This window comes from Methanoculleus sp. UBA303 (genome assembly GCA_002501655.1).
In the GTDB taxonomy this organism is placed as follows: Archaea; Halobacteriota; Methanomicrobia; order Methanomicrobiales; family Methanoculleaceae; genus Methanoculleus.
The window spans coordinates 1-14250 of record DANY01000016.1 but is presented as its reverse complement, the minus strand read 5'-3'; the positions used below and the strand labels follow the sequence as shown (position 1 = coordinate 14250).

The 14250-nt window shown below is 61.9% G+C and carries 12 protein-coding genes; 3 read left to right on the top strand and 9 right to left on the bottom strand.

From position 1 onward, the window contains the following. Window positions 1-453 precede the first annotated feature (453 nt). Window positions 454-882, bottom strand: a complete 429-nt coding sequence (locus BP846_RS03435; protein ID WP_292392648.1) for a nuclear transport factor 2 family protein — start codon at window positions 880-882, stop codon at window positions 454-456. Between the two features lie 212 nt (window positions 883-1094). Here BP846_RS03435 and BP846_RS03430 point away from each other — a divergent pair, with 212 nt between their 5' ends. Beyond that, entirely contained in the window at window positions 1095-1559 is a 465-nt protein-coding gene (locus BP846_RS03430; RefSeq protein ID WP_292392647.1) for a VOC family protein, read from the top strand. A 63-nt stretch (window positions 1560-1622) separates the two neighbouring features. Here BP846_RS03430 and BP846_RS03425 read toward each other — a convergent pair whose 3' ends face one another. From BP846_RS03425 to BP846_RS03415, 3 genes are all read right to left on the bottom strand, one after another. Then, window positions 1623-3437, bottom strand: a complete 1815-nt coding sequence (locus tag BP846_RS03425) for a molybdopterin biosynthesis protein (RefSeq protein ID WP_292392646.1) — start codon at window positions 3435-3437, stop codon at window positions 1623-1625. Between the two features lie 97 nt (window positions 3438-3534). After that, the gene (gene tsaA / locus BP846_RS03420; protein WP_292392645.1) at window positions 3535-4347 is read right to left on the bottom strand and encodes a tRNA (N6-threonylcarbamoyladenosine(37)-N6)-methyltransferase TrmO; all 813 of its coding nucleotides are present in this window, start codon (window positions 4345-4347) and stop codon (window positions 3535-3537) included. 65 nt (window positions 4348-4412) lie between these two features. Continuing rightward, window positions 4413-5054: an FmdE family protein gene (locus BP846_RS03415; protein ID WP_292392644.1), complete on the bottom strand. Its 642-nt coding sequence runs from the start codon at window positions 5052-5054 to the stop codon at window positions 4413-4415. 319 nt (window positions 5055-5373) lie between these two features. Here BP846_RS03415 and fdhF point away from each other — a divergent pair, with 319 nt between their 5' ends. Beyond that, entirely contained in the window at window positions 5374-7440 is a 2067-nt protein-coding gene (fdhF, locus tag BP846_RS03410; protein ID WP_292392643.1) for a formate dehydrogenase subunit alpha, read from the top strand. Window position 7441: 1 nt separating this feature from the next. Next, complete coding sequence (locus tag BP846_RS03405; RefSeq protein ID WP_292392642.1) at window positions 7442-8680, top strand: Coenzyme F420 hydrogenase/dehydrogenase, beta subunit C-terminal domain; 1239 nt, start codon at window positions 7442-7444, stop codon at window positions 8678-8680. 820 nt (window positions 8681-9500) lie between these two features. On the opposite strand, the gene BP846_RS03400 is transcribed toward BP846_RS03405, so the two are convergent. The 5 genes from BP846_RS03400 to BP846_RS03380 form a co-directional block, all read right to left on the bottom strand. Beyond that, window positions 9501-10139: an ArsR/SmtB family transcription factor gene (locus BP846_RS03400; RefSeq protein WP_292392641.1), complete on the bottom strand. Its 639-nt coding sequence runs from the start codon at window positions 10137-10139 to the stop codon at window positions 9501-9503. Further along, window positions 10132-12876, bottom strand: coding sequence for an alanine--tRNA ligase (gene alaS, locus BP846_RS03395; RefSeq protein WP_292392640.1), 2745 nt, complete (start codon window positions 12874-12876; stop codon window positions 10132-10134). The genes BP846_RS03400 and alaS overlap by 8 nt, the downstream gene beginning before the upstream one ends. A 61-nt stretch (window positions 12877-12937) precedes the next feature. Next, entirely contained in the window at window positions 12938-13255 is a 318-nt protein-coding gene (locus tag BP846_RS03390; RefSeq protein WP_292392639.1) for an SWIM zinc finger family protein, read from the bottom strand. Continuing rightward, window positions 13252-13962, bottom strand: a complete 711-nt coding sequence (locus tag BP846_RS03385) for a Nif3-like dinuclear metal center hexameric protein (protein ID WP_292392638.1) — start codon at window positions 13960-13962, stop codon at window positions 13252-13254. The genes BP846_RS03390 and BP846_RS03385 overlap by 4 nt, the downstream gene beginning before the upstream one ends. Continuing rightward, window positions 13935-14250 (bottom strand): hypothetical protein (locus tag BP846_RS03380; RefSeq protein WP_292392637.1); only part of this gene is annotated, 316 nt, incomplete at its 5' end. The genes BP846_RS03380 and BP846_RS03385, both read right to left, overlap by 28 nt.

Below are 14250 nucleotides of genomic sequence, written 5' to 3'. Positions count from 1 at the left end.
GAGCCCGATAACGGAAATTTTCGGTCGGATCCACCGAGATCGATTATCAGTTCTCTGCTGGAGCACTACCAAAAAATGGGTCGGTCTACCGTCCAGCCTGAAACAGCGCATCATGGGCGTATCTTATGAAACGTATCAGTATCAGAACCAGGGTCTGGAACGCTCGTGCCCCCGGATACGGATTTCCATCGGGTATCGCCACGCACTGCCCCTGCCCCTGAAGGGGGGGCGGGAGGGAGGCCGGAGGCCGGGCGGGGTGGGGAATTTGAGGATATCGTCGTTCGGGGGGAGGGAGAGGCCCCCCTCCCGGTCCCCAAAACCCCCCGGCGCGATAGCCGCCACGGTCCGGTGCCCGGGATGAACCCGGGAAAATCCGGATCCGGCACCCGCCCCATCACGGGCGGGGACGAGCGCCAGGGTCGGAACAGAGTTTGCAGCGGGCCGAAAAAGGAGTTACGCCGTCGGATACGACTGCCCGGCCTCCTGGTCCGACGCCGGGAGAGAGTAGTGCATCTGGACAAAGACCCATGCATGGCCTGTCCCCCGGAGCACCGCTGTCAGCCGCCCGTTCAGGGTCTGCGGGGCACCGTCGGCGACGATATGGTACGCCATATCGGCCATGACCCACGCGACCGTCCCCTCGGCACCGATATGGATGTCGGAGAACTCAAGCGATATCGCCTCCGCCTGCGAAAAGTCGCGTTCGAGGTGCCGACGGTAGGCCTCCCTCCCGATCGCCTTTTCGTCGGGGCCGGTCCCGAACGCCCGAAAACCGGGGTCGGTGAGCGCTACCACGCCATCGACATCCTTCTTTGCGGTGGCCTCCGCCATCCGCCGGAGCACCGCCATGATCTGGTTCTGCGTCTGCTCGCTAACTGGCATGAATTATAGTCTTGCTGAAAGGGAGATGTTTTTTTCGAAAGTACACTGTGCCGGGGCTGATAACGGAAGGCTTAAGCACTAGGACCATCCACGACGGATATAACGAGGTGGCCGGCGACTTCAGGGCTGTTAGGCAGTTCACGGGTCGCTCCGGCACGGCTGCGCCCTGAACGTCGGCGGCCGGCGAAACAGGTTTTGCAGGAGATGATACCATGAAGTTTGTATGCCCGCTTATTGTTGTCCGTGACATGGAAGTCTCAAAAACCTTCTACGAAGAGGTGCTTGACCAGAAGGTGGGGTGCGATCTCGGCGAAAACGTATTCTTTGAAGGGGGTTTTGCCATACACCTGAGGTCGCATTATGCGGACCTGATAACCGTCGACGAGAGCGATATCATTTCCGGATCCAATAATGCAGAACTCTACTTCGAAGAGGAAGACCTGGATACCTTCCTTGAAAGGCTGAGAGATATAGACTCCGTGAACTATGTGCACGAGTTAAGAGAGCAGCCCTGGGGGCAGCGAGTCGTCCGACTGTACGATCCCGACATGCACATTGTTGAAGTCGGGGAACCCATGGAGAGCGTGGCGAGAAGACTCCTTAAGAGCGGAATCTCGGTCGAGGAGACCGCAAAGCGCACCTTGATGCCCGAGGAGTTCGTCCGACGTCTAGTGTAACAAAGCACGGGTATCCGAAACCCTCCGAGCGGGATAGGCGGCCACCCCGCCCGGTGTCCGGCGCTACCTGCCTGCCAACCGGAGGCGCTCCTGAAACTCCGGCGACCGGGCGGTCCGGATGAGGGTTGCGACGCCTTCGTCCGCGGCAAGTTCCTCCCGGATCAGGAGCTCACACGACTCGTAGCCGAGCGGGGTGAACCGGAGCCCCGCCTCCCGCGCCATGCGGGCCGGGCAGACACCTGCGTCAGCAAACCCGTTGCTGACAGCCGTGGCGACGGCACCGGGCGTCCGCACCTCATGCTCGTATCCGGTGATGCGGCCGGGATCGATACCCTGCCGGTCCAGCCATGCGTCGAGGAAGACCCGCGCCGCCGACCCTTTCGGGCGGTTGATGAACCTGAGCGACGCTACGCTGCCGGGATCCAGGTCGGCGGTCGACACAACCCCGAGTTCCGTCCGGGTTACCTGCACCCGCAGGAGGTCGACTTCCGGCAGGTACCGGAGCACCTGGTCGTTCCAGGCCGCTTCGGTCTCCGGGATACAGACTGACGCGGCATGACAGGTCTTCGCCCGTATAGCGAGCACCGCTCCAACCGTCGATGCGTTGCAGCAATGGAGCATGTAACCGGTATCGGAGAGGCAGTTTCTGAGCTCGCTCAGGGCTGGATCGCGCTGGCCGACGCAGATGAGCGTGCGGGCGATCTCGGCCGGCGGGACGGTGAGCCGGACACGCACTTCCTCGTCCGCCTCGATCCCCTCGCGCTCGGCCGGGATGTGGATGTAACCGTTCGCCCGGACCACCGCCATCTGGATGCCGCCCCCCCGGGGATGGGGGGTCGCAAAGCAGGTGCCGTCCACCCGCCCGACCGAGACCGGGACGAACTCGTCAAATCCGAGATCGGACGCCAGCCTCCGCGACAGCCGGACGTCCAGTTCCTCGCCCCGGAGTGGTGAGAGCCCCCACCACGCGAGCAGGTCCCCGGCAACCTCCCGGAGGACGGTCTGCGCGGCAACCGGGTAGCCCGGCATTCCGAGGACCGGTTTGCCGTCGACGCTTGCGAGCAGCACAGGTTTTCCCGGCCGGACAGCGATGCCGTGGAAGATGATCTCCCCGAGCGCGCCGACGACATCCCGGGAGAAGTCCCGTGTGCCGGCCGACGAACCTGCTGAGAGGATGACGAGGTCGTTCTCGGCGACCGCCTCCTGCACCGCCTCCTGGATCCGGTCGGGGTCGTCGGGGACGATACCATACCGGCGGCAGGTCGCCCCCATCCGGGTGAGGTAGGCCTCCGCCATGAGGGTGTTCGTCTCGACCGTCTGACCGGGCTCGGGCGCTACGCCGAGCGGCACGAGATCGCTCCCCGTCGGAACGATGCCGACCCGGACCGATCGCACGCGCACCCGGGTTATGCCGTAGGTCGCGAGCGCCCCGAGATCGAACGGCCGGATCGGGTGGCCTTTCGAGAGGACGAGTTCGCCGGCCCGAATATCCTCGCCGGCATGCCGGACGTTCTGCCAGGCCGCGGCGGACTTCCTGACCCAGGGTATGCCGTCGTCGTCCCAGGTATCCTCGACCATGACGACGGCGTCAAATGACGGAGGGAGCAGCTCGCCGGTATTAATGCGAGCACAGTCCGTGATTGGCAGCGGCCGCTGGTCCTGTGCTCCCAGGGTATCGCCGCTCTTCACCGCGTAGCCGTCGAACTTCGCGATATCGACCTCGGGGACGGAGTAGCCTGCGTACAGGGGTTCAGCCGTCACCCTATCGACAGCCAGGCGCAGCGGCACGGTCTCGGCATGGTCCGGCGGGGGGAACGCTCGTCGCATAGCCGCGAGCGCTTCTGGAAGCGGTGTAAGATTCAGGTATCGGCGTGGCATCTTGTGTCTCCTCGGTGGCGTGCCGGATGGAGGGGTCTTATCCCCTCCCGGCAGGTACATGCGTATTCGTTACTTCCAGTCAAAAAATAACCATTTTTTATTGACTGTGCCGGGAGCGGACATCGCAGTCGAAGAGCGACGCTTCACTGCCCATGAGGATCGCGTCGACGTTCTCCAGGCCCTGCCGGAGGCAGAAGACCGCCTCTTCTCCGGGACCGGCAAAGACGTAACAGTCTCCTCCCGAACACCCCAGGCGGCGGTTTCCCGGGCGCGCGCTGGTGATCCCGATGAGTGCATCGGCGACGCAGGGGTCGGAGCCGAGCGTGACTGATACCTGCGGCATCGAGAGGTCGCACTTGAGGATGCGCGTTGCTGCCTCCGCGACCCGCACCGCGACCGCCACGCCGGGGCAGAGTTCTCCATGGTAGTTCACGGCCTCGCGGATGAGGCCCTCCCGGTATTCGCCGGGGCCCATCTTCTGGATCTTCCCGGTCCGGTCGTGGCCGGTCGCGGAGAAGACGCAGTCCCATCCTGTCTGGTAGGGCTTGATGTCGATCACCGGCGTCCCGTCGATCAGGTCGACGTTTGCGAGCGCAAGAACCCGCTCCTCCCGCATGCCGAGCAACCGCACCACCGATATGGAGAGGGGATTTGGCCGCGCCGGAGAGCGGAGGGAGAAGACGCCCTTCTCCGGGAGGTCGCAGGAGACCTTCCGGGCCACCGCCTTCAGGACTCTCCGGTCCGCCTCGTGGAGCCAGCAGATCAGGATCAGGTGCGAATTCTCCTCGACGCCGGAGAGCGCCCCGGCGTACGCGGAGAAGATCTCAATCTCGGCGTCGACGCCCTGGACCGGCATATCGCTGCGTGAGCGGATGCTTGAGTGCACAAGCCCGATAGGGGAGAGTTCCATGTGGTGCATTCAGTCTCGATGGGGTTACGCCCCCCCCTGCGCCCTCCATCCCGGGAGGGATCTCTTCAGTATGTCTTCTTCTCGTAGTAGGACTGGGACCGGCAGTCGGCGCAGGCTCCGTCGACGAGCAGGTTGTCAGGAACCATCTCGCCGCAGATGGAGCAGATTGCAGATCTCCAGGGCCATTTCTGGGGCACTTTCACCCGCACCCGCTCGTGCGAGAGGAACCCGCGCCCTGCCTCGATGATCTCGTCGATCAGCGCGGTGCCCCGGGTCCTCGGGTCGAAGAGCGGGTCTTTGGTATACCATAGGGCAAACGTCGGGTACCGCCCGATCTTCTCGCCGTCGACGAAGACCCGGATCCCGCTCACGTATGGGGCTTCGGCCGGCCCGTTCATGGTGATGGCGAACTTCCCGATCGGGATCACCCGGAGACGGTGGTTGCCGGTTGTGCAGTGGGCAATCACCTGCAGGGGGTCGGGCAGGCACTTCGTGGTCTCGCAGACGGCGTAGATCTTCTCGCCCTCAGGAGGGTTCAGGAGTTCCAGGGCGTAGTCCACCATGAAGACTCCGACCAGAAGTCCCGGAGCTGCGAAGGTGTGAAAGTCGATACATCTCCGAAAATGCTTTATCAATCCCGGAGTAGAGCCTTTTGACTCGAGCCTGGCCTCGATATCGTCCCATGTATGGTTCAGTCTCGGTTGCACGGGAGAGTGTTTGGTCAAGGTTATTTGTAAACATTTTGGATTGTTCAACTACGTTTAGTTAATGAAAATGGTTTAATTCTGGTGTATTCGTCGTTATTTATCTCTTAATCGCATAAAGAGCGTAAATATGTTCTACTTTCTATGGGCCGGGGTTTGAACATGGTGCGGATCAAATATACTCGATAGTATATGTCAGAATGTTAAATGAGTAAGTTTAAATTTATATACTACTTAGTAGAGTAAAACTAATGTGAGTGTGTCTGTGCTTTCCTGACATGCTCAGAAACCGACGTTGAATGCAACAATCGGGAGAATGTGAATGGCTGAAACCAATGGAAAGTTACGTTACGTTCCCACGACCTGCCCGTACTGCGGAGTAGGGTGCGGACTCAACCTTGTGGTGAACGACGGCAAACTCGTCGGGGTAGAGCCCCTGAAGAGGAGCCCGATAAATGAGGGAAAACTCTGTCCCAAGGGAGTCTCCTGCTGGGAGTTCGTGCAGAGCCCCGACCGGCTGACAAAGCCCCTCATCAAGAAGAACGGCAAATTTGAAGAAGCGTCCTGGGATGAGGCGCTCGGTCTCGTGGCCTCCAAGTTTCGGGAGATCAGCGACAAGTTCGGGCCGAAATCGCTTGGGTTCCAGGTCTCGTGCCGGACGCCGAACGAAGAATGCTACGCCTTGCAGAAACTCGCGCGCGTGGCCTTCAAGACCAACAACATCGACAACTGCGCGCGTATCTGCCACGGGCCGTCCGTCGCGGGGCTCTCGCTCTCGTTCGGCTCCGGTGCCGCGACGAACCCCTTCGAGGACCTCGCGAACACGGACCTCATCTTCATGATCGGGGCAAACTCGATTGAGGCACACCCGCTCGCCGGCCGCCGGATTCTCCAGGCAAAGAAGGCAGGGAAGACGCTCATCGTCTGCGACCCGCGCTACACCCCAACCGCGCGCCTGGCCGACCACTACGTCCGCTACAACCCCTCGACGAACATCGCCCTGATCAACTCGATCATGTACTGGATCATCAAGGAGGACCTCCACGACAAGGAGTTCATCGCGAAGCGGACGAAGGGATTCGAGGATATGAGGAAGGTCGTGGAGAAGTACGCAGATGTCGAGTCGATCACCGGCGTTCCCACCGAGCGGGTCAAGGAAATCGCCCGGATGTACGCGAGCGCCAAGAACGCGGTGATCATCTACTGTCTTGGCATCACGGAATTCACGACCGGCACGGACAACGTCCGGTCGCTTGGAAACCTTGCGATGCTCACGGGCAACATCGGCAGACCGGGAGTTGGCGTCAACCCGCTCCGCGGCCAGAACAACGTCCAGGGCGCCTGCGACATGGGTGCCTACCCGAACGTCTTCTCCGGCTACCAGAAGTGCGAGGACCCTGCCGCCCGGAAGCGGATGGAAGAACTCTGGGGCGTCACCGGGCTTGCAAGCGATTACGGTGTGACCCTGACGGAGCAGATCACCCAGTGCGGCGACCCGATCAAGGCGATGTACATCTTCGCGCTGAATCCGGTCGTCTCCTACCCCAACTCGAACCACGTTATGCGGTCGCTTGAGAAACTGGACTTCCTGGTTGTGCAGGATCTCTTCATGACCGAGACGGCGCAGTATGCCGACGTGGTCCTGCCCGGCGCATCCTTCGCCGAGAAGGACGGGACGTTCACCAGCGCCGAACGGCGTGTCAACCGTATAAGGAAGGCCGTGCAGACCCCGGGAGATTCAAAGGAAGACTGGCAGATCTTCGTCGACCTGGCCCACAAGCTCGGCCTCAATGGATTCGACTTCAACTCGCCGGAGGATATCTGGGACGACATGCGGCGGGTCACTCCGTCGATGGCAGGCATCCCCTACTCGAGGATGGAGAAGCCGGAGTCTGTACACTGGCCCTGCCCGACCCTGGAGCACCCGGGAACGCCGATCCTGCACCGCGAGAAGTTCTCCGCGGCCGACGGCCTCGGAACCTTCTTCGGGCTCGAGTACCGGCCGCCTGCGGAGGTCGCCGACGCCGAGTATCCGTTCACCCTGATGACCGGACGTCTGATCTTCCACTACCACACCCGGACCCAGACCGGACGGGCGAAGATGCTTCACCACGAGGTGCCCGAAGGCTACGTGCAGATCAACAAAGAGGATGCCGCGCGGCTGAAGATCCAGGACGGAGAGAAGATCAAGCTCCGCAGCAGGCGTGGTGAGGCAGAGAGCCTCGCCAGGGTGACCGATGAGGTCGGGCCCGGCGTCCTGATGATGGCGATGCACTTCGCGGACGCGTCTGCGAACATGCTGACGAACGATGCTCTCGACCCGCTCTCCAAGATGCCGGAGTTGAAGCACTGTGCGGTTGCTGTCGAGAAGATCACGGGGGTGCAGTGAGATGGCAGCTAAAGGAGATATGGTATACGCCTGGACGACGAGCCCCGATATCGCCAAGGTGGCGGAATGCGGCGGCGCAGTGACCGGGCTCCTCAAGTTTGCCCTGGAGAACAATATTGTCGACGGCGTGCTGGCAGTCAAGAAAGGTGTTGACCTTTACGATGCGGTGCCGACGTTCATCACCGATCCCGCAGACCTCGCAGAGACGGCGGGCTCGCTCCACTGCGGGACGCTTCTGCTCGCGAAACTGATCAAAAAGTACCTGAACGGCGCCCAGGATCAGCGTATCGCTGTGACGGTGAAGGGTTGCGACGCGATGGGCATATACGAACTCGCGAAGCGCAACCAGGTCAACCTGGACAACCTCCTCCTGATCGGTGTCAACTGCGGCGGTTCGGTGAGCCCGGTTTCCGCCCGGAAGATGATCCGCGAGAAGTTCGGGGTCGACCCGAACGATGTCGTCAAGGAGGAGATCGACAAGGGCCAGTTCATCATCGTGACGAAGGACGGCCAGCACAAGGGCATCTCGATGGACGAACTCGAGGAAGCGGGTTTCGGCCGCCGGTCCAACTGCCGCCGGTGCAAGATGAAGATCCCGCGCCAGGCCGACCTCGCTTGCGGGAACTGGGGCGTCATTGGCGATAAGGCCGGGAAGGCCACGTTCGTCGAGGTCTGCTCCGAGAAGGGTGCAGATCTTCTGAGCAGGGCCGCGAAGGCCGGGGCCGTCGCCACCGAGCCCGCGAACCCGAAGGGTATCGAGATCCGCGGCAAGGTCGAGGGTGCCATGCTGAAACTCGGCGACAAGTGGCGGGCGCGCTACTTCGAGGGGCTTGGCAGCGGGAAGGAACGCCTCCAGAAGATGATGGAGGACTCGTCCCGGTGCACCAAGTGCTACGCCTGTATCGACAACTGCCCGATCTGCTACTGCGTCGAGTGCAGCACGAAGAAGCCCTACCTGGTGCCGCCGGGCGTGCTCCCCGTGCCGTTCATGTTCCACCTGATCCGCTACGCCCACGTGGCGGACTCCTGTGTCAACTGCGGCCAGTGCGAGGAGAACTGCCCGATGGAGATCGCGAACTCGCTCTACATGCACGCCCTGCAGACGGACATGGAGAAGATGTTCGGGCACACCCCGGGTGTGGATATGGATCTCCCGGTCCTCGCGATCGTTGAAGAGAAGGCTGAACGGGAGCGGCTCTTCGCGACCGGCAGCGACCAGATCTTCAACGTGTTTAAGTAAGATCCTCTCTCCGGAGGGGATACGAGGTGTGCAGACGACGGGCGGAGCGCCCGTCGCCTGAGCACCGCAGGTGCGAGTGACTACAGAGGATACGTTGCACCCGGCCGGATCGGCGGGTGTGCGGACGACCGCCGAACAACCATCTTGAGTTCCAGAAAAACCTCGATGCGCCCGTGCCGGGGCGCAAGGGATGCCGGAGAAGCGGGATAAAACCTCGGAAATTTTCTCCCGCCCTCTCCGGCTTATTTTTCTGGCAGCGCCGGAGTTGGCCTGCCGCCTGTTTTTCCGTATCCGATCCGGACACCGTTTCGCTTGCTGCTGCCCAGACGGTTGATGATTATACCCCCGGCCTCCTTGCAGACTCCAGGAGGACGACGCCCCGTATGGTCGCACCGTTGCACCGGAATTTCGGGACAGGTGCAAACGAAGAAGTATGGCGGGCGGGGCAGGGTGACCCCCCTGTACGGGCCTGCGGTTGTACCTGGGATATGCGGGGACTTCCCCTCCCCCTCCCTAATACCAGACTGATGAATACCTTCGGAGAAGAGCGTCGTCCAAAGCATTTCAGCCCCGATCTCCGGGCCTTCCGGCCCGCTGCCTGAGTTTTGACCGGAATCCCTGTGGGATAACCTTATGGTATCACAGCCCGATCAGGCATATGTGGTGACAGATTATGCCGAAGTGCTACAGTTGCGGTGCAGAGATCAACCCAAAAAAGACGCGGTGCCCCAAATGCGGAGCAAAGGTTGAGGCCGGGAGCGGAAAACCCCAGGAAGCTGGAGTTGCCAGGGGGCGACGGTAAAAAACCTCGAAGATTCCCTTACTGAACTTCTTTTATCCGTTCCTGCTCTTTTTCCGCCTGGCAGCGCGGTGAAGTGCGCCACCAGTAATAGACCTCGTAGACCAGCAACGCCAGCAGCACCGCGCAGGCGCCGAAGAAGAAGCCCATCACCAGGTCATGGACCGGCGGCGCCCCAGAGGCATCGGCCAGGGGTGCCCTGAACGCAGTGATCTCCTCCCCCCCGCCCCCGGCAAGCCTCGGTTCGGGCGGCATACCCTCGAGGGCGGGCAGCACCGCGGGGAGAATCGCCCAGAGCCCGAGGCTTGCGAGGACGACGACGCCGAACAGCGTTGCGTACTTCTTCAGCACCGACCGGAGGTCGCTTACCGGCGGCGCGATGATGAGAACCTGGTTTGCCAGGCCGTAGACCTTCACCTCGCGCCCTTTCTCGCTCCAGCGTGTCTCCATAACCTCAAGAAGCCCGGCGTTCAGGAGGTTCTCGATATGGTAGGAAGCGGTGGTGATCGGGATCGCCATCGCCCTGGCAACCTCCGACGACGTCAGCGGACCGCCACCGAAGGCCTGGATGACCGCGTTCGCCGTCTGGCTAGCCATTGCCCGGGCGATCTTCTGTGCCCGCTCATCGCCCGGCTGGATAACTACAACATCATCAACCATGGAGTGCTTCAACGATCTCTCTGCGCCCGCGTTCGAGCGCCTCTTCGAGCCGGGAGACGTCCGATCCCGCGCCCTGCGCAAGGGTCGACTTGCCGCCGCCCTTTCCGCCGAGGACGCTGCAGACCTCCCGCACGATGTCGGCAGCGTTCACCGACGGTGCCCCCGACGCCGCCACTACCTTCACGTTCCCGTCTCCCGATGCGAAGAGCGCCACACCGCCCTCACCGGAGACGGTCATGGCGAGCGCGACGAGTTCCTTCTGGGCCGCATCCACCTGCCTGACGACGACCCTGACCCCGCCCACCACCTCGCCCCCGAGGTGCTGCATCTGGAGATCCACCACGTTCTTCTGGAGACGCTCGATCTCCTTCTTCTGCTCCTTCCATTCCCCGAAGAAGCGCGCTACCGCCGCCGGCAGGTTCTCGGGCTGGACGCTCACCACATCAGCGGATGCCTGGAGGAGTTCCTCCATGCGCTGTATGGCCTGCACGGCAGCGATACCGGCCGCAAAGACCAGCCGCTCAACGCCGTCCTGGATATGCTCGACGCCGATGACCCGGATCGGCCCGATCTCGCCGGTTGTCCGGACGTGCGTTCCCGCACATGCCTGCACATCGCTCCCCACCTGCACCGTCCTGATATCCCGGCCCGGCGGGACGCCGCCCTGGTAGAGGCCGAACCCGTACTTCTGCTCGGCCTTTGTCCGCTCCTCGATATGGATATAGACCGGGGTATCGGCCATGACCATACGGTTTGCCTCGACCTCGATCTTCTGGAGTTCTTCAGGCGTAATATGCTTGTAGTGCCGGATATCCAGGCGGGAAGTCTCGCTCCCCTTCTGGGCGCCTGCCTGGTGTACATGGACGCCAAGCACCATCTTTGCGGCGTGCAGGAGAACGTGGGTCGCCGTATGGTGGCGCATCAGCGACCACCGGCGTTCCTCGTCCACCATGCCCTTCACTCGGTCGCCGCGCATGAGGGGGCCTCCCGTGACCCGGTGGAGGATCACCTCCCCGAGTTTCGTCGCCTCCTCCACCCGCACCATGCTCTCGGATGTCACCAGGGTGCCGGTATCCGACGGCTGGCCGCCTCCCTCGGGGTAGAAGAGGGTCTGGTCCAGGACCACCATCCCGTCGAAGTAGTCCAGCACCATCGCCTCGAACTCGACCTCATTCGGCAGTTCGTAGTAGAGTTTCTTCGTCGGGGGCAGGGATTTCGCCCGCTCGCGGTAGGCGGCAAGCGGATCCTCCCCTTTCGCCTCCTTCTGCGACTCCGAGTGGCTGTCGGCGATGAGCGAGTAGAAGTTATCGGGGATATCCACAACAGCGCCCTCGGCGGCAGCGACATCCTTCACCATCTCGGGCGGGATACCGTGCGAGTCGTAGAGGGTGATCACCTCCGCGAGGGGAAGGGGTGCGCTCTTCGCCTTGTAGTTCCGGGCGATCTTCTGGACGATCCGGGTCCCGCGCTCGAGGGTGCTAGCATACCTCGCCTCCTCGTTCTCCACGATCTCCCTGACCACATCGACGTCCTGCCCGAAGTTCGCAGTTCCTACGACCTGCATCTGTGCCTCGATCAGGTCGCCCAGGTCCTCGTCCATCGAGAGGTCGTTCATCATCCGGAGTGTCCGGCGAAGCACAAGCCGGGCGAGATACCCTTCACGGACGTTCGAGGGGACGATGCAGTCGCCGAGCATGTAGGCAAGGCAGCGGGTGTGGTCGGCGATGGAGTAGACCTTCTCGATCGGGACGACGATCTGCTCCAATCTCTGCACCGGCACGTCGATCGCCTCGGCGACCTTCATCCGGAGGTTATGGAGGTTCGTCCCGGAGATATCCATCACTCCGGCGAACCGTGCACTGAGCCCCATGATCTTCGTGAACTCCGGGTTGTCGAGGAGGTTCTCGAGGTGGGCCGAACGCATCAGACGGCTCACCATCTTCGGGAAGACAGCATCGTATATCGTCGGCGAACCCTTCGAGGCCCAGACGAACCGTTCGAGGCCGTAGCCGGTATCCACGATATTCAGCCGCATCGGGTAGTAGGTCTCCCCGTTCACCGCGACGGGCGGCTGATCGGTCTTCTGCCGCCCGAGGTTCATGAAGACCAGTGTCGCGACCTCAAGGCCCCCAATGAGCACCTCGACGGACGCTCCGGCGTTCCCGCCGCCGAACCAGGGGTGCTCCTTATAACTGACACGGTCAAGGTCGCCCCCGATGGACGCGATGAACTCGTCGCAGAGGGCCACCGTCTCGTCCTTCCAGTAGATCTGCTCCTCCGGTGTGTTGAAGGCATGGTGAGCCATCATCTCAAAGAGCGTCAGGTGGCGCCCCGACCTGCCGACGGAGTCGAGGTCGTTTAAGCGGATGCAGGGCTGGGAGATGGTGAGCGGGTTTGCCGGCGGGGGGACGACCCCGCTCGTGACGAACGGCTGGAAGTCGGCTATGGACGCGATGGTGAGGTAGATGTCGTCTCTCCACCGGGCGGCTACGGGGTAGCGTTCAAGGCGCGTATGACCGTGCCGCTCGAAAAACGAGAGGAATGCCTCCCGCATCTCATCAACGGTGTGGGGTTTAAAGACCGGGTTGCCGATGAAGTTATACGTCACACACGGAGCGTCACCGCAGAACTCCTGTTCGGGGTCCCGGGTCCAGAACGCCGCTCCGCAACTCTTGCAGACCTTCCGCTCAAATCCTTGAGATCGGAAATAATCGAGCGTATATTCTTCTTCGAGCATTGAAAATCACGCAGTATAATCAGGTATGACTGGAACTAATATAGTTGTTTGTGCGGACCGTTTAAAGTTTCCATGTGTCCTGGTACCAGAGATCGTAGGATTCGTATAATCCTGTTCGTTCTGCGATGCGTACCGCAAGAATGTGCCAGCATTCGCGTCCCCGGAAGAGGAAGTCGCTGCAGGTGCAGAAGTCGCCTTCAACGATGTACTCGTCGCTGTGCCCCACCACAATGAAGAAATCCAGGTAACGCTTCACCTGCTGTTCATCGACGGCTGCAAGTGCCTTTCTTCCCCGGTCTTTGTAGGCATGCTCGATGCAGGTGCGAAACTCCGGCGTCAGCGCTCTCTTCTGCTCGATCTTCTGCCAGATGCCGCTCATGGAACTACCACTACGTGTGGCGGATCAGGAATATAATGCCACCCCATGCGGGAGGAGAGCGCCTCCATGGCCGGGGCCTCGAGCGCGTAGTGGGTGGCCTCGAGGCAGGGTATGGGTGATGCACGGGCCACGCTGTGTTTCAGTTCCGCCGAGAGGAAGGCGTCCGCCCCAAGATCGACGGCCTCCCGGATCAGGTCGGGGTCAAACCCGCTCCCCCCCACGACTGCGAGACGCTGGATCGTCCCGATCTCCCCGTAGACCCGTATTCCCCCGCCGGGGAGGCGGCGGGCGATCTCCTCTGCGTCGAGGGAGCAGTCGCCGACGAGGCCGGCGGTCATCCGCTCAGTCGCGGAAAGGCCGAGCCTTGCGGCCAGAGTGTCGTTGACGCCGCCCTCGGCATGGTCGAAGTTCGTGTGCATTACATAGAGGTTCATGCCGGCGGAGAGGAGTGTCCGGAGCAGGTGCGACGTTGCGCCCCTGACGGTCGTGACCGGGTTCCAGAGGGGCGTGTGGTGGACGACCAGCATATCCGCGCCGGCAAGAGTTGCGGCCTCAGCCACCCGCTGCGTGGCGTCGAGCGCACAGCAGACGGTCCCGATATCGCCCTTCCCCTCGACGATAAGGCCGATCCTCCCGACGTCGTAGTCTTCGGCCAGTTCGGGCGGAGCAACCCGCTCCATCACGGTGATGAACCTACGGATATCCATGCAGTATCCCATGTGGAACTCCCGAGATAAAAAGGGTGAACGCGTGGGTAGTGCCCTACGAAACAACTGATACTCAACTTTGTTGAGATCTCATCTGGGTGTTCCCGCTTGATTGCAATCCGGGGCACGGCTTTCCCTTGGGTATCGCCATAACTGCCCCCCGCCCCCATGGCGATAGCCACCACGGTCCACGGCATGAGGACATGCTTGAGAGGAAAAAGGTCGAACTTCAGGCCAGGTCCGGCACCAATCTCGTCAGGGAAGAATGACAGCCAGAATAGGGCTTCA